The sequence below is a fragment of the Sporanaerobacter acetigenes DSM 13106 genome, assembly GCF_900130025.1.
Lineage (GTDB): Bacteria > Bacillota > Clostridia > Tissierellales > Sporanaerobacteraceae > Sporanaerobacter > Sporanaerobacter acetigenes.
Genome location: NZ_FQXR01000004.1, coordinates 287,247 through 302,477 on the forward strand (window position 1 = coordinate 287,247; position 15,231 = coordinate 302,477).

Here is a 15,231-nt window from a genome sequence, read left to right on the forward strand (position 1 = left end):
AAGCTCACTCAACAACATTTTGCTCTGGGATGGATTCAATAAATCTCCTCACCAATTTCCACCAACCATTGGCTCTCTTAAGAGGCTGAAATTATTTACTATTTCCCATCAATGCAAACTATTGAAATTTAAAGGATATTATATCATAAACAATTAAAAAATGCAAGTATTATATTTTCATATCTCCTTCCTTTATACACCCTTTTTTTCTCATCCATTCAGAAACAATAAAAGAAATAATTCCAGGTAATATAAAATGCAACAACAAAATATATATAAATACTCTTGGACTAGAACCCATAGTATCTATAGTTGCAAATTGGCCTACTAACCCGCTAGTTCCCATACCTGCCCCAATGGGGTTCCCTTCCATTTTGAATATAGTAGTAGAAATGGGTCCAAGTATTGCTGAAGTGGCTACTGCTGGAATCCAAATCTTTGGATTTCTAATGGTATTTGGTATTTGTAACATTGATGTACCTATTCCTTGAGCTATAAATCCACCAAAACCATTGTCTCTATAAGAAGCTATAGCAAAACCTATCATGTGAGCAGCACATCCCACAGTGCTAGCTCCAGCAGCTAAACCACTAAGTCCTAATGATATAGCTATTGCAGCACTACTTATAGGAAGTGTAAGTGCTATACCCATAAGCACGGATACCAATATTCCCATAGGAATTGGTTTTAATTCTGTAGCTAAATTTATCATATTTCCTATAAATGCCATAAGTCCACTAACTGCAGGTGCAATATAATGTCCTACCAACCCACCTACTATTATTGTTCCAAGAGGAACCAATACTATATCTACTTTTGTCTTTCCCTGCACAAGTTTAGAAAACTCTGCACCAATTAGGGATGCGACAAAAGCTCCTACTGGCTCACCAATTTTAATCATTGCATTTCCACCATCAAAATATATAGTTCCTGCACCAATAGCTCCTGTCACTACTGATGCAAAAATACCCAATGGAGATGCTCCTAAGCTATAGGCAACACCTGCTCCTATAGCTGGTCCCATCATATATTGAGCAAATTGACCAAATTCAACTATAACTTGAATTTTAAAAAGAGTTCCTATTTGTTTAATAATAAGTCCGATAATTAAAGAAGAAAACAGACCCAAGGCCATTCCGTTGAAAACTTTTATGAAATATTCTTTAACACTATTTTTATTTGTCTCTTTAGTTTCCATTTTAAACACCTCTTGATTGTATTTACAGTTGTCTTGTCACCCGTATATACAAAATATAACACTTTATCATTCACTAATCAAGTATTTTTTATTCTTTAATTTTTGTACTATTTTTTCAAAAGTTTTTTCATCATCTATTTCTATGGAATGTATATGAACTCCATCAGTTAGTGAAGACAAGGGTTCTGCTTTGGTATCTTTTAAGTTTTTTATAAATTCGTCTACTTCAAGTCTTGAACTAATCATAAGGGGACTTTTTATTTCTCCATACAAAGGGTGTTCAACAATCACATCCAACACTTTGCCTCCAGCATCTACAATAGTATATAATTCATCTTCAATTTCACTGCATCCTGAATGTTTACATACTATGGTTTTTATCATCTTTTTTCCTTCTTCATTCCCAAATATAATATATCCTTGAGGTGTTGCTACAATATCTGAACCACTTGCCCTCAATATAGCTATGTCCTGGACTATTACCTGCCTACTAACCCCCATTTTTTTTGCTAGTTCTGTCCCTTTTACTGGTTTTTTAGAATTTTTAAGTACTTTAAGTACTTCCTTTCTTCTTTCTTCTGAATCCACATTATTTCCCCCTTTCCCATCTCAAATCTGGTCCATAAAATTTTAATGGTATGAATTTTTCAAGTATCCTTGAAAAAACCCTATCTGTATAGATATCAGATATTTCTTTTGGAGTAAGATTTGTTGAAATAATGGTTTTTTTCCCTTCTATAAGCCTAGTATTTATTATATTAAATATTTCTGCATTGGTAAAAGTATTAGCAACTTCCGTTCCTAAATCATCTACAATGAGAAGATCTGTTTTAAATAACAATTCATAATCCATATCATCAAATTCTTTTATATTTCTCCTAAATTTATGGTCTTCTATTATCTCTAATATTGTAAAAGCTGTTTGATATACAACTATTTTATTGTTTTCTAGTAGAGCATCTGCTATGCAATTACATAAAAAAGTTTTCCCAAGGCCTGTAGAACCATAAAATAATAAATTTTCTCCATTTTTTTCATCAAAGTTGTTTACAAAACCTACAGAAATATCAGAAATATATTTCATATTTTCTCTAGGAGTTAACTTTTCATCTTCAAAAGGCAAATTAGGAAAAATATTTATGTCAAAGGTTTTAAAGTTTTCTTTTTTAAGAACATTTTCGATATTGGACATTTTATAAGCTCTATTTACTAACGCCTGCTTTAAACAACTACACTTTTCTCCATTTTCGAGATAACCTGTATCTTTACATCTATTGCATTCATAGTTTATATTTAAGTATTCAATTGGTATATTATTTTCTGTTAAAAGAATAGCTTTTTTCATCTTCAACTTTTCCATTCTTTTTTTTATTTCCTCTACCTTTTTTTCATAGCTTTCAGGGTCTTCTAAAATAGCTTTAGAAATAAGTATCCCAGTCTTAGATATTTCCATATCTATTTCTTTTATTTCAGGCACTTTTAAATAGACCTCTTCTTGTCTTATCTTTTGATCATAAAGGGCCTTGTCTCTTCTTTTTTCATATTCACTTAATATTGAATTTAAAACTTCCTTATTCATAGTTATTCTCCTTTAGCTTTAGAGTAATATTCTTCTCTTTTTCTTCTTGCAATTTCTTCTAATTCATCAGAGGTATATTTTGATGATCTCTGCTCAAAATTATGAAATCTAGTCTTTACTGGCTTACTTGTAGCTTTAGAATATTCTCTATTCTCATTAGGATGAATTTTTTCAGGTTTCTTATCTTTTTCTTCAATTTCATCGACATTTTTTATGTCTTTAGTATACCAAGAAGACAATATTCCATCTATGTAATTGATACTTGGATTGGAAGTTTTATTGGTGTTTTCACAAGCTTTGAGAACTATATCTAAGGAAAAGCCATATTCGTCGAACCATTTATCTATAACTTTCATTTGACCTTCCGTAGGAGATTTCTTGCCATAACCTAAGTATTCCATTATTCTCATATATCTATAGTACTTTTCATCATTTTTCTTCATCTCTTGTTGCAATGCTTCCACATTGGTTATCCCAGAATCATACCAGTTCCTGATTATTCCCTCTACATAATTTATCCTTCTTATACCCTTTTTCTCTATTGCATAAAAAAATGCTTTAACTATCATATCAGGGTCCATATTGTAATTATACATCCATTCAAGGACTTTTTTCTTTTCATTTGGAACTAATTGTCTTCTCATAGTATAGTCAATAGAATTGAACATTTTATTTATAGTTTCAATTCTATTGGCTTCTATCAAATCTTTCTCTGAACAGACATATCCTTTAGAAACTGCTTCCTCATTCATGACAAAAGAAATCTTTTTATAATTGTTCTTTATACATAGTTGTTTAAGACTTAAAAATTTAACTTCATAGTCATATTCATTTCCATCTTCTTTTGAGATCTTTTCTATTATACCTTTGTCCTCCCAAAAGTCCCATGCATGTAATACATCTGATAGGGGAATATTTAAATGTTTGGCAATAGTTTCATTATTTACTTCAATGTTTGAATCTCTATCATGAGCAAATTTAAATCCAAGAAGATAAACTTTTACATAGGTACCATCTGCCATAGGCATGAAATCATTTATAAATATATTTTCAATTGGAGTATCCCCCAAGTCAATCTCTGTGGTTTCCAATACAAAACTCACAGTCTTCACCTACCTTTATAAAATTTAGATTTTCTACAGAACTATTTTTTTGAAATCTAGCAAAAGATTATAATCTATGTAATTCTTTTTTGCCATACCCATCATTATATCTATAGCACTTTTAGGCTTCATACCCCTTCTATAAGGCCTGTCTTCAGTCAAAGCTTGATATATATCAGCAAGTGCAATCACTTGATCTTCTTTGGTTATACTCCTGTAGTCCAATTTTTCAGGATACCCTTTCCCATTTAATTTTTCATGATGATTACCAGCCCATTCAGCAATATCTTCAATTCCCTCAACTTGTTTAAGTATCAACTTTGTATAATAAGGATGAGCCTTAATTATTTGAAATTCTTTTTCTGAAAGTTTACCCGGTTTTTCAAGAATACTGTTCGGAACATCAAGCTTACCTATATCATGAAGATTGGCAGCTATCTCTAATTTTTGGACCATCAATGGATTATATCCTAAATAACTAGCAAATTTATTTGTTATTTTAGCAATTCCTTGGGAGTGCTCATAGGTAAAAGGGCTTTTACTGTCGATAAGTATTGAGAATGCTTGGGAAATTCTTTTCAAATCATAAATATCTATAGTAGTATTTTTATCTGGTTCAATTATATTTAATGCTCCTCTAATATTTTGAGGCTGTAAATCAAACCAAAATTTATCCCTTTCTACAATAGAAAGAAAAGTATCACATATTTCTTCATTAAACATTTTATTTTTATAGGTATTTATCCATTCCTTAACCGATTTTAATTCTAAATTTTGTCCCACTTCTTCATATTTTCTCAAAAAGAACAGTTCAAAATAATCTGCCAAGTGGATGATTTGAGCTGGCAATGGTATATCATCACCTCTTAGCCCATAAACTCCACTTCCATCCCATTCTTCATGATGATACAATATATAGTCTATAATATCTGAAGATAGTGGCAATTTACTGACTACTTCTCCTCCTAAACTACAATGATCTTTTTTCAAAACATCATTAAAATGAATTTCTGTTACACTATATTTAGACATTTGTCCTGCCATCCCAATATCATGTATGAGAGATGCATAATATGTATTTACAATTTCTTCTTCATTAAGTTCCATTTCTTTTGCAATAGTATATGCAATATAAGCTGTCCTTCTAGAGTGCCCAAAATATCTATTCTCTGCTATGTCTAATGCTAGAGAAAGGCTAGATAATAGCTGTCCTAATTTTATGTCTAATGTATTACTTTTCAATTTCTGCCTCCATTTTTGTGAATATTTTTCTGTCTATTTTCATCTTATAAATATAATTATATATCCTTCCATGTCTAAAAACAAAAGAATCTATTTCTTCTACAAAATAAGGATTATTTGTATCTATAGATTGATCTGGATATCTATTTAGATATTTACTTACCTTTTCAAATCCACATTTTTTATAACATTGTATAGCTCTCTTGTTGAAACCAGCTACTTCTAAGTATAAAACATTCATTTTTAAATCATCAAAAAAATATTTTAAAAAAGCTTTTATTGCTTCTGTTCCATATCCTTTGTTCATATAATTGGGATCAAATACTATTCCTAATGTAGCTTCTTTCTTTAACCTTTTTATATGCTTTATTCCCAAATATCCAATGAGCTTTCCGTATTCATTATATACAGAAAAGTATTTCTTGCTTTTACCAAAGGTCTTTGATTCATACCATTCTACAATTTCTTCTTCATCAACATATGGAAAGTTATAATCTTCTAAAAGGGGATTTTCATGTTTTCCCCAATTCATCATTAAATATACATCTTCTATCCTAAGTGGCAATATAGTGACTCTATTTCCTTTAATGCCCCTTTCTAGTTCCATACACATATTTCCCACCTTTATAGAAACAATACTTCGAGGAAAAACCTCGAAGCATTTATTTACTCTTTTCTAACAATTTTTCACCAAATCCTCTACCATATTCTATGGCCCTTTCAAAAGCTTTATCATAAGGTACAAAATTTACCTTTAGTCCCTCATCATCATATAATTTCAATTTAAGATTTTTCAAATTGTCCTGTATTATCTTTACTCCTTCTCCACTCCAACCATATGAACCAAAAGCTCCTGAAAGTTTTCCCCTATTAGTTATAGGGTTGATTACAGCAAATAGTGAATATATCGGTAGCAGTATGTTTTGATTTATGGTAGTTGAACCAATAATTATACCTGTACTCTTTTCTATTTTTTCTGCCACTTCTCCTAAATCAGCCATCTCTACATCCATTACTTCCACATCAATATCCCCAGCCAATTTTATTCCTTCTGCAATTTTTTCTGTAATTTTTCTTGTATTTCCATAAGCAGATACATAAGGAATAAATACACTGTGTTTAGTTGGTTTATCATCTGCCTTTTTAGCCAAAGTCAAAGAGCGGTCTACATATTTTCGCCAATTAGATCTAAGTATTGGCCCATGTCCTGGACATATAGTATCTATATCAAGTTCACTGATTTTATCAATGGCCTTTATCATATATCCACTAAAAGGCTCTAATATAACTTGAAAATAATAGTCAAAGGCATCATCAAAATTATCTACAAGATCATCATACATTTTTTCATCACAAAAATGACATCCAAAAGAATCGCAAGTAAATAATATTTTTTCTTCTTCAAGATAAGTATACATACTATCTGGCCAATGTAAAAAAGGTGCAGAAATAAATGTCAATGTTTTGTTCCCTAAATCCAAAGTATCTCCATCATTAACTATCATATACTCAAATTCTTCATCTATCATATGTTTTAAAAAGTTTATAGCTGACTTACTTCCTACAACTGTTGCATTTGTTGCTATTTTAAGCAAATGCCTCAAACTTCCCACATGATCAGGTTCGGTATGGTCTACAATAATATATTCTATTTCATCAGGATTTACTACACTTTTTATTTTTTCAATGTATTGATCTTTAAAATTTTCTTTTGCTGTCTCTACTATTGCCTTTTTTTCTGCATCTATAAAATAGGAATTATAAGTAGTACCATACTTTGTCTCCATGACTACATCAAAAGTTATTAAACCTGGATCAAGTATACCTATCCACTTAACTGATTCACTTACTGGTAAAACCTTTTTATTATCCATAACAATCCCTCCCGTTTTTTCGCCATATTATAATTACCCAATTTGCGTCAGTTTAAAATTATTCTCTATATTTTTCTAGATTGACAAATTTAGTGAATTGTCCCATCCACAACAATTCTACTGTACCAGTAGGACCATTTCTATGTTTTGCAATGATTACTTCTCCTACATTCTTTTTATCTGTATCTTGATTGTAGTATTCATCTCTATATAAGAACATAACTATATCTGCATCTTGCTCTATAGCCCCAGACTCCCTCAAATCAGAAAGAATCGGTCTATGATCAGATCTCAATTCTGGAGCACGAGAAAGTTGAGAAAGGGCCAATACAGGGCATTCCATTTCTTTGGCCAAAGCTTTCAATCCCCTTGAAATCGAAGATATTTCTTGCTGTCTACTTTCACTTGGAGAATCAGATTGCATAAGTTGCAGATAGTCTACAACTACTAAATCCAATCCTTTTTCTATCTTCAATTTTCTACATTTTGCCTTCATTTCCATAAGAGAAATACCTGCAGTATCATCAATATATATATCGGTTCCTGAAAGAGGACCCATAGCTTGAACTATTTTTACCCATTCATCTTCATTTAATCTGCCGCTTATTATCTTCTGTAAATCTACATGAGAAACACTGCTGAGCATTCTCTGAACCAATTGTTCTTTTGACATTTCAAGGCTAAATATTGCAACATGAGCATTTCCCTTTAGTGCACTATTTAATGCAATATTTAATCCCAAAGCTGTCTTTCCCATAGAAGGTCTTGCTGCTAATAGTATTAAATCTGATTTTTGAAGGCCTGAAAGTTTTTCATCAATATCTAAAAATCCCGTAGTAAGACCTGTAAGTCCACCTTCATTCATAGACATTTCTTCAATTCTAGAAAAACTATCCAGTAAAACTTCTTTTATTGGTGAAAAACCTTCATTATTTCTGCCTTGAGTTATATCAAATATGTTTTTTTCTGCCCTTTCAATAATACTATTGACTTCTTCAGTATCTTCAAAACTTTTAGCTATTATTTCATCACAAGATTTTATGAGTCTTCTTAAAATAGACTTTTCTTCTACTATATCACAATAGTATTTCACATTGGCTGTAGTAGCCACACTCCCTGAAAGGCTTGTTAAATAGTTAATTCCTCCCACATTTTCTAGAGTTCCTCTTTTTTTTAATTCTTCAGAAAGAGTAATAAGGTCTACTGGTTCATTTCTATTATATAATTCCAAAATAGTCTCATAAATTTCCTTATTTGCTTCCTTATAAAAATCTTCCGGTCTAATAGTTTCAACAGCTGTATTTATAGCTTCTTTGTCAATAATCATAGCTCCCAACACAGACTGCTCTGCTTCAAGACTATGGGGAGGTATTCTCCCTAAAGTTTGAACATCTATTTCAATCACCTCTCTAGTTCTCTTCTACCACTTTCACTCTAAGTTTAGCCACCACTTCTGGATAAATTTTTACTTCTACAATAGTTGTCCCAATAGTTTTTATATTTTCATCAAGAACAATTTTTCTCTTGTCAATCTTAACTTTGTACTGTTTTTGAAGAGCTTCTGCTATATCTTTTGAAGTTATGGAACCAAATAGTCTTCCTCCATCTCCAGCTTTTCCTTTAATTTCAACAATACTTTCATCTAATTTTTTCTTAAGTTCTAAAGCCTTATTGTATTCTTCTTCTTTCTTAATAGCTTCTGATTTCTTTTTTTCTTTAAGCACTTTTAAATTTCCTTCTGTAGCTTCTATGGCAAGGTTCTTTGGAAACAAAAAATTTCTAGCATAACCATCTTTGGCATTAACTAAATCACCTTTTTTACCTAATCCTTTTACATCCCCTAACAATATCACTTTCATTTATCTTCACCTTCCTTTAAATATTCATCTATAGCTTTCTTAAGCATTTCTTCACTTTCATCCATATTCACATTCTCAAGCTGTACACCAGCACTAGTTAAATGTCCTCCTCCACCTAATTTCTCCAATATCAATTGAACAGAAATATCTCCTAAAGATCTGCCACTTATATGAATTTTTCCATCAGTTAAAGCCAATACAAAAGAAGCTGAAACTCCATTTATATTTAAAAGCTCATTGGCAGCTTGAGCTGCAATAAGAATAGAATCTTCTGTTTCCTCTGAAAGTCTTGATATAGCTATTTTGTCATATACAACTTTTGCATTTTTAACTACTTCTGCCTTTAACAAAAAAGTATTATAATCATCTCTAAACAATTGTCTCACAGAAGTAGTATCCGCCCCTGCTCTTTTTAAAAAAGAAGCAGCTTCAAAAGTACGTACTCCTGTTTGAAAAGTAAAGTTTTTAGTATCTACACTTATACCTGCAAGAAGAGCATCCGCTTCAAAGTTTGTCAGTTCCATCTTATCTGACATATAATATAGTATTTCAGTGACCAATTCACAAGTTGATGATGCATAGGGTTCCAAATAAGTAAGTACTGGATCTTCTATAAATTCTGCTCCTCTTCTATGGTGATCTATGAGGACCACTTTATCTATTATTTTTAACAATTCTGGAGCTTCTGTAAAACTTGGCTTATGATTGTCAACAACTACCAACAAATTAGATTTACTAGCTTTATTCATAGCTTCCTCAGGTGTCACAATTGAATCCAAAATTTCTGCTTGATCTTTTTTCATTCTATCATAAATATTTTTTATAGATGGATTGGAATCCTTAAGTACTATATATCCCTTTTTATTTCTATTTTTAACAGCCCTTAGTATCCCAATACTTGCACCAAAACAATCCATATCTGCATTTTTGTGCCCCATTATAAACACAACTTCAGACTGATCTATTAGTTGTCTCAATGCATGAGATATAACTCTTGACTTAACTTTATTTCTCTTTTCAACAGCTTTAGTTTTTCCACCATAAAAACTCAATCTATCAATTTTTTTGACAACTGCTTGATCTCCTCCTCTACCCAATGCAATATCTATAGCAGCTTTTGCGTATTCATAGCTCTGATTAGGATTTTTCCCATTTACGCCTACTCCCATACTCAAAGTAATGGGAATTTTGTTTCCCAAATCTATTTCTCGTATTCTATCTAAAATATCAAATTTTTTGCTTTCCAAATACTCTAAATAGGCATTTTCAAAAATTATTATATATTTATCATTTTCATATTTTCTTACAAATCCATTCATGCTTGAAACATAAGAATTAATTTTCTTATCTATTTCTGCAAATACAATAGGTCTATTTACTTCATCAGTATTTCCTTTTACTTCATCATAATTATCCACTTGAGCCACACAAACTATGAGCTTTTCATCGTTATACCTTTCTTTCAATAAAGAAAAGCTAGTATTATCAATCCAATAAAGCATGGCAATTGTATCATTTGAATTTATAGTTTTTTTAGAGTCAACTATATTATAATAGATCTTATAATAACTTTCTTTAAAATTTATTTCAACAAATCCAGTATCTCCCTGAAATATTTCCTCTATTTTCATTCCTGGTACAAGAGCAACTATATTTTTATCTAAAATATCTTTTTCTTCCATCATGCTCAAAAACCTTGTATTGTACCATCTAATATTTCCATCCTTGCCTATCATAGTTAGAGGTATAGGCATATTGAAAATAGCTTCTTTGGTCACAGAATCAAATTCTTCTGCTAGACCTTCAATATATCTTGTCCATTCTTCTTTTTTCACATGAGTATTCTTCCAATAATAATAAATAAGATATATTAGTACAAGTACACCAACAAAACCTATTATTGGATTATAAAAAAACAATACAATTACAAATATAGCTATTATCCACAGATATATTTTATCATTTGGTGCAATAAATCTGGAATATTTATTTTCTTTCATTTTTATCCTCCTAAAGGATTTATATTTCCTTTTTAATTCCTCTAAAATTAAATATAATATCTAAAAATCCAACCATAGAAATAATTGCACTTAAAGGAAAACTCAATATCAAAAGTACTATAAAAATTACTTTGCCAACTTGATTTAATCTACTTTTATTTATCAAGAAAATCAAAACAGCTAAACCTTGTAAGAAAAAAGCAAAGGAGATTAAGGCACTTACATTGATAAATATTGTCTCATAATAAAATACTTTTAACTGTTTTAACAAAAATACTCCAAGATAAATAACTATAACTCCTAAAATAAAATTGCTTGGCAATTTGAAATAAGAAAATCTAGGTACAAATACTATACCATATCTCAACTTCCTCAAAATAAATATCGACAATATAGAATTTAAATATGCTGTCAGCAATGAAAAAATTATTACAGCAGAAGGTATGACTAAAACCATATATTCATACGCATTTTCCAAAATATCTTTAGTTTGATACATCTCATAATTGGAAAGCCCTGTTTCTTTCAGCATATCCAATTGAGTTTTTAGTACTAAAGAAAATGATTTTTCAATTTGATCTATAAAACTTATGTTGAAAAACCTTTTAACTAGAACTATAGCTATAACATAAGAAACAAGAGAGGTGATTGTTGAATATAAAATAAGTTCCTGAGATTTTCCCCTCTTTTTTATCACATAATTTATTACAATACTTAAAGGCACAAAAGCAATAAATATAAAAAACGCAGTATATTTATCTACAACTAAACCTACAACAAGAATAGATATTAAAATACTCACTATATTGTATTCTATTCCATGTCTAACCCCCAATATTATAAAAAAAGCTGGAAAAACAATGCTGATTACAGGGACAAAGTTTATACCTAATAGTATATATATTGTACCTAATAGAATCATCAAAAGCGATTTCAAGAAAGCTCTTGTCTTTTCATTTTTTAAATTCAAACTTTTCACTCCTATCTTCTTGTATTATAATATTCATGTAGCTCACTTAAATCCCCATACCATTTTTCTACTTGATGCTCTTCTATCAGCCCTAATTTTATTTTATCTTCTACCTTTAAGTCAATACTTTCATAGCTAAGTCCTAATCGTTTACCCAACAAATAGGTAAGCAATATAATATTAGATATTAAATCTAACATATCTTCCTTGGTATTTTTTATTCCACTTTGCAATAATTGAAAAAGACCGGCCACAGAAGAAAGTAATTCACATTTAAGCCATTCCACTATTTTTACATTTTTCATAATATCTATATCTTTACCGTCTCTCATATTTCCTCACCCTTTATATTATTTCTCCAAAAAACTAAAAAACCCTTCTAAAAATAAGTCTTATTAAAATAATACAAGCTATTGAATAGTATGTCAAACCAAAAAACACCTTCAGAAGAAGGTGTTAGGAGTGAAGAAACATAGATTTTGGAAGAAATCTTTTCACTATAATTGCCAAGACTCCTCCAACTAATGCTGTATAAAGCTGTGGAAGTGAAAAAGCCGCTATTATCTTTGGAGGCACTTTTGCAAATAACACCACAATATATCTAACTGAAATAGTCAAAAATGCATATTTTATAAGACTTGCAAATATTATTGCATAAATATCTCCAACCCTTTTAATTCTATTTTTAAAAAAATTAAAGAAAGTTACATAAAGTACATTTCCAATCATTATAAATGGAACTATTGGAAAAAATGGAGTTATTCCAAAAGCAAAAGCTAAAAGTGGTGTCAAACATCCTACTATAATTCCAGAACCTACACTTACTAAATATACACTCATGATAAGTACAAAGTTTATAAGTGGCCCTACCAGAGGCTGCCCTACTCCTCTTAAAGTCATTTGAAGAACTAGCGCTATAGCTAAAAGAATAGCCGTTCTAGTGATGAATTCTGTAGTCATTTTTTTATCCATAATATACCCCCTTTCTATAATATTATTATATACCCTTTTCAAGACATGTATAATAAAAAGAGAGGAAATTCCTCTCTTTTTTTAGTCTGCACTATATGGCAACAATGCTACTTGTCTTGCTCTCTTTATAGCTCTTGTAAGTTGTCTTTGGTGTTTTGCACAGTTTCCTGTAATTCTTCTTGGCAATATTTTGCCTCTTTCTGTGATATATTTTTTAAGTTTATTTATATCTTTGTAATCTATATCTTCAGCTTTGTCTGCACAAAAACTACAAACTCTTTTTCTTGATTTATATCTTTTTTGTACCATTCACTTTCCCTCCTTCTAGAATGGAATATCATCATCATCTACATTGTGAAAACCTTCGATACCTGAAAAATCAGAATTATCAGCATTAAAATCAGAATTCTTGTTATCTCCCCATTCTAAAAATTGAACCCGTTCTGCTACTACTTCTGTCACATACCTTCTAGTACCATCTTTTGCCTCGTAAGACCTTGACTGAAGTCTTCCTTGAATGGCTACAAGCCTTCCCTTAGCCAAATAATTTGCACAATTTTCAGCTTGTTTCCCCCAAACAACGATATTTATAAAATCTGCTGTTGGTTGTCCTTTTGCTTCCATTTCTTGTTTTTTTTCTTTAGGCAATTGTTTATCTACAGCAATACTAAAAGTAGATACAGGGGTTCCATTTACAGGAAGAAACCTAAGCTCCGGGTCTCTGGTAAGCCTACCAATTAAAATAACATTATTCACACATAACACCACCCTTTGCTTTATTCATCTTCTCTGATAATCATATGTCTCATAATACTGTCTGAGATTTTAGATATTCTGTCCATTTCCTTAACAGCTTCTGGTGTTGATTCAAAGTTTAGAATTACATAATAACCTTCAGTGTAATCATTGATTTCATATGCAAGTTTTCTACTTCCCCATTCATCAACATTTGTTATAGTGCCATCTGCTTCGATTATTCCTTTCAATCTGTCAAGGAGAGCATTCCTCTTTTCCTCTTCAAGTTCTGGTACAAAAATAAACACGGCTTCATATTTTCTCATATTTTCACCTCCTTATGGACTAACGGCTCTATTTCCCATAGAGCAAGGATAAACATACTTTATGAATTATATCACTACTCAGTTTATTTTTCAAGGACAATTCAAAAATCCCCTATAAAATTTTATAGGGGATTTAAAAATTTACATCATATCCTTTATAGCTTTTCCAAGTCTCTTTATTCCTTCTACTATTTTTTCTTCACTCATATTAGAATAATTTAATCTAAATGTATTTTCATTGCCACCATTTGGGAAGAAGGAACCTCCCGGTACAAATGCTACATTCTTTTCAAGAGCTTTTACAGCTAATTCCCTTGCATTTATATGTTCAGGAAGTATAACCCAAGTGAAAAGTCCACCTTCTGGATTTGTAAATTTAACTTCAGCTGGGAACTCTTCTTTCATAGTATTTATCATTAAATCTTTTCTCTTCTTGTAAACACTTCTAAGTTTCTCAATATGAGCTTCTATATCATAATCTTCCATAAATCTTGCAACTTGCATTTGTGAAATAGTGCTTGCTTGCAAGTCTGAACCTTGTTTTGCAAGAATGTATTTATTTAGTACTCCTTCTTCTGCACATACCCATCCTAGTCTCAATCCTGGACAGAATATTTTAGAAAAAGTACCTAAAAATATAACTCTTCCTTCTGTGTCATAATGCTTAATTGCAGGCAAAAATTCGCCTTCATATCTAAGCTCTCCATAAGGATTATCTTCTATTATAGCTATATTGTATTGATTTGCCAATTCTACAATTCTCTTTCTTCTTTCTTCCGACCAAGTTCTTCCTGATGGGTTTTGGAAATCTGGTATTACATATACAAATTTTACATTATCATTGTTTTTAAGTATTTCTTCCAAATCTTCCATGACCATTCCATGCTCATCTGTAGGCACTTCGATAAATTTTGGTTCATAGGCTTTAAATGCATTTATTGCTCCTAAGTAGCTAGGACTTTCACACAATACTACATCTCCTGGGTTTACAAAGATTTTTCCAGAAAAATCCAGTCCTTGTTGAGAGCCACTAATAACTAGTATGTTTTCTACCTTTGCATCTACTCCAACTTTTGCCATTCTCTTAGTTATTTGTTCTCTAAGTGGTTTATATCCTTCTGTTGGTCCATATTGTAATGCTTTAGTCCCTTGTTCGTCTAATACTTCTACAGATATTTTCTTCATTTCCTCTACCGGAAACAACTCTGGAGCTGGAAGCCCTCCAGCAAAAGAAATTACCTCTGGCTTTTCAGTAAGTTTCAACAATTCACGAATTTCAGAGGCTTTAATATTGTCCATACGCTTTGCATAATTTAAACCCACAAAAAGCACCCCCTAATTTTTTAAAAACGTTTTCCTAAAAGGTTATACCT

At 31.0% G+C, this 15,231-nt stretch carries 17 protein-coding genes and 1 other annotated feature (1 of these 18 cut by a window edge); all 17 genes read right to left on the reverse strand.

Annotated features, from left to right (window positions below; all coding sequences use genetic code 11):
* Positions 1-121: a binding site (T-box leader), on the reverse strand; it reaches 48 nt to the left of the window's first position.
* A 48-nt stretch (positions 122-169) separates the two neighbouring features.
* Positions 170-1,198 (reverse strand): PTS transporter subunit IIC, encoded by a 1,029-nt coding sequence (locus BUA21_RS05380; RefSeq protein WP_072743766.1) that lies wholly within the window; start codon positions 1,196-1,198, stop codon positions 170-172.
* 66 nt (positions 1,199-1,264) lie between these two features.
* Positions 1,265-1,786 carry a transcription repressor NadR gene (locus tag BUA21_RS05385; protein ID WP_072743767.1) on the reverse strand — a complete coding sequence of 174 codons (522 nt, stop codon included), beginning with the start codon at positions 1,784-1,786 and terminating at the stop codon, positions 1,265-1,267.
* A 1-nt stretch (position 1,787) separates the two neighbouring features.
* Positions 1,788-2,777, reverse strand: a complete 990-nt coding sequence (locus BUA21_RS05390; RefSeq protein ID WP_072743768.1) for an ATP-binding protein — start codon at positions 2,775-2,777, stop codon at positions 1,788-1,790.
* Positions 2,778-2,779: 2 nt separating this feature from the next.
* Positions 2,780-3,880 carry a DnaD domain protein gene (locus BUA21_RS05395; protein WP_072743769.1) on the reverse strand — a complete coding sequence of 367 codons (1,101 nt, stop codon included), beginning with the start codon at positions 3,878-3,880 and terminating at the stop codon, positions 2,780-2,782.
* Between the two features lie 33 nt (positions 3,881-3,913).
* Positions 3,914-5,122 carry an HD-GYP domain-containing protein gene (locus BUA21_RS05400; protein WP_072743770.1) on the reverse strand — a complete coding sequence of 403 codons (1,209 nt, stop codon included), beginning with the start codon at positions 5,120-5,122 and terminating at the stop codon, positions 3,914-3,916.
* A complete protein-coding gene (locus BUA21_RS05405) occupies positions 5,112-5,729 on the reverse strand; it encodes a GNAT family N-acetyltransferase (protein WP_158281599.1) in 618 nt (205 codons plus the stop codon). The genes BUA21_RS05400 and BUA21_RS05405 overlap by 11 nt, the downstream gene beginning before the upstream one ends.
* 55 nt (positions 5,730-5,784) lie before the next feature.
* Positions 5,785-6,996: an FprA family A-type flavoprotein gene (locus BUA21_RS05410; RefSeq protein ID WP_072743772.1), complete on the reverse strand. Its 1,212-nt coding sequence runs from the start codon at positions 6,994-6,996 to the stop codon at positions 5,785-5,787.
* Between the two features lie 58 nt (positions 6,997-7,054).
* The gene (gene dnaB, locus BUA21_RS05415) at positions 7,055-8,401 is read right to left on the reverse strand and encodes a replicative DNA helicase (RefSeq protein ID WP_199228855.1); all 1,347 of its coding nucleotides are present in this window, start codon (positions 8,399-8,401) and stop codon (positions 7,055-7,057) included.
* Positions 8,402-8,405: 4 nt separating this feature from the next.
* Positions 8,406-8,855, reverse strand: a complete 450-nt coding sequence (rplI, locus tag BUA21_RS05420; RefSeq protein WP_072743773.1) for a 50S ribosomal protein L9 — start codon at positions 8,853-8,855, stop codon at positions 8,406-8,408.
* Positions 8,852-10,855 (reverse strand): DHH family phosphoesterase, encoded by a 2,004-nt coding sequence (locus BUA21_RS05425; protein WP_072743774.1) that lies wholly within the window; start codon positions 10,853-10,855, stop codon positions 8,852-8,854. The genes rplI and BUA21_RS05425 overlap by 4 nt, the downstream gene beginning before the upstream one ends.
* A 19-nt stretch (positions 10,856-10,874) precedes the next feature.
* Complete coding sequence (locus BUA21_RS05430; protein ID WP_072743775.1) at positions 10,875-11,825, reverse strand: YybS family protein; 951 nt, start codon at positions 11,823-11,825, stop codon at positions 10,875-10,877.
* 11 nt (positions 11,826-11,836) lie between these two features.
* Positions 11,837-12,157, reverse strand: a complete 321-nt coding sequence (locus BUA21_RS05435; protein ID WP_072743776.1) for a MazG-like family protein — start codon at positions 12,155-12,157, stop codon at positions 11,837-11,839.
* Positions 12,158-12,281: 124 nt separating this feature from the next.
* Positions 12,282-12,797, reverse strand: a complete 516-nt coding sequence (locus BUA21_RS05440) for an ECF transporter S component (protein ID WP_084604165.1) — start codon at positions 12,795-12,797, stop codon at positions 12,282-12,284.
* An 81-nt stretch (positions 12,798-12,878) separates the two neighbouring features.
* Positions 12,879-13,106 (reverse strand): 30S ribosomal protein S18, encoded by a 228-nt coding sequence (gene rpsR / locus BUA21_RS05445; protein ID WP_072743777.1) that lies wholly within the window; start codon positions 13,104-13,106, stop codon positions 12,879-12,881.
* A gap of 15 nt (positions 13,107-13,121) precedes the next feature.
* Positions 13,122-13,553, reverse strand: a complete 432-nt coding sequence (locus BUA21_RS05450) for a single-stranded DNA-binding protein (RefSeq protein WP_072743778.1) — start codon at positions 13,551-13,553, stop codon at positions 13,122-13,124.
* A gap of 20 nt (positions 13,554-13,573) precedes the next feature.
* Positions 13,574-13,858 carry a 30S ribosomal protein S6 gene (gene rpsF, locus BUA21_RS05455; protein ID WP_072743779.1) on the reverse strand — a complete coding sequence of 95 codons (285 nt, stop codon included), beginning with the start codon at positions 13,856-13,858 and terminating at the stop codon, positions 13,574-13,576.
* Positions 13,859-13,999: 141 nt separating this feature from the next.
* Complete coding sequence (locus BUA21_RS05460) at positions 14,000-15,181, reverse strand: aminotransferase-like domain-containing protein (RefSeq protein WP_072743780.1); 1,182 nt, start codon at positions 15,179-15,181, stop codon at positions 14,000-14,002.
* Between the last annotated feature and the right edge of the window lie 50 nt (positions 15,182-15,231).

Coding starts and splice junctions, on each gene's coding strand:
- BUA21_RS05380 (WP_072743766.1), bottom strand. CDS start 1,198: ATGGAAACTAAAGAGACAAATAAAAATAGTGTTAAAGAATATTTCATA.
- BUA21_RS05390 (WP_072743768.1), bottom strand. CDS start 2,777: ATGAATAAGGAAGTTTTAAATTCAATATTAAGTGAATATGAAAAAAGA.
- BUA21_RS05405 (WP_158281599.1), bottom strand. CDS start 5,729: ATGGAACTAGAAAGGGGCATTAAAGGAAATAGAGTCACTATATTGCCA.
- BUA21_RS05410 (WP_072743772.1), bottom strand. CDS start 6,996: ATGGATAATAAAAAGGTTTTACCAGTAAGTGAATCAGTTAAGTGGATA.
- rplI (WP_072743773.1), bottom strand. CDS start 8,855: ATGAAAGTGATATTGTTAGGGGATGTAAAAGGATTAGGTAAAAAAGGT.
- BUA21_RS05425 (WP_072743774.1), bottom strand. CDS start 10,855: ATGAAAGAAAATAAATATTCCAGATTTATTGCACCAAATGATAAAATA.
- BUA21_RS05435 (WP_072743776.1), bottom strand. CDS start 12,157: ATGAGAGACGGTAAAGATATAGATATTATGAAAAATGTAAAAATAGTG.
- BUA21_RS05440 (WP_084604165.1), bottom strand. CDS start 12,797: ATGGATAAAAAAATGACTACAGAATTCATCACTAGAACGGCTATTCTT.
- rpsR (WP_072743777.1), bottom strand. CDS start 13,106: ATGGTACAAAAAAGATATAAATCAAGAAAAAGAGTTTGTAGTTTTTGT.
- rpsF (WP_072743779.1), bottom strand. CDS start 13,858: ATGAGAAAATATGAAGCCGTGTTTATTTTTGTACCAGAACTTGAAGAG.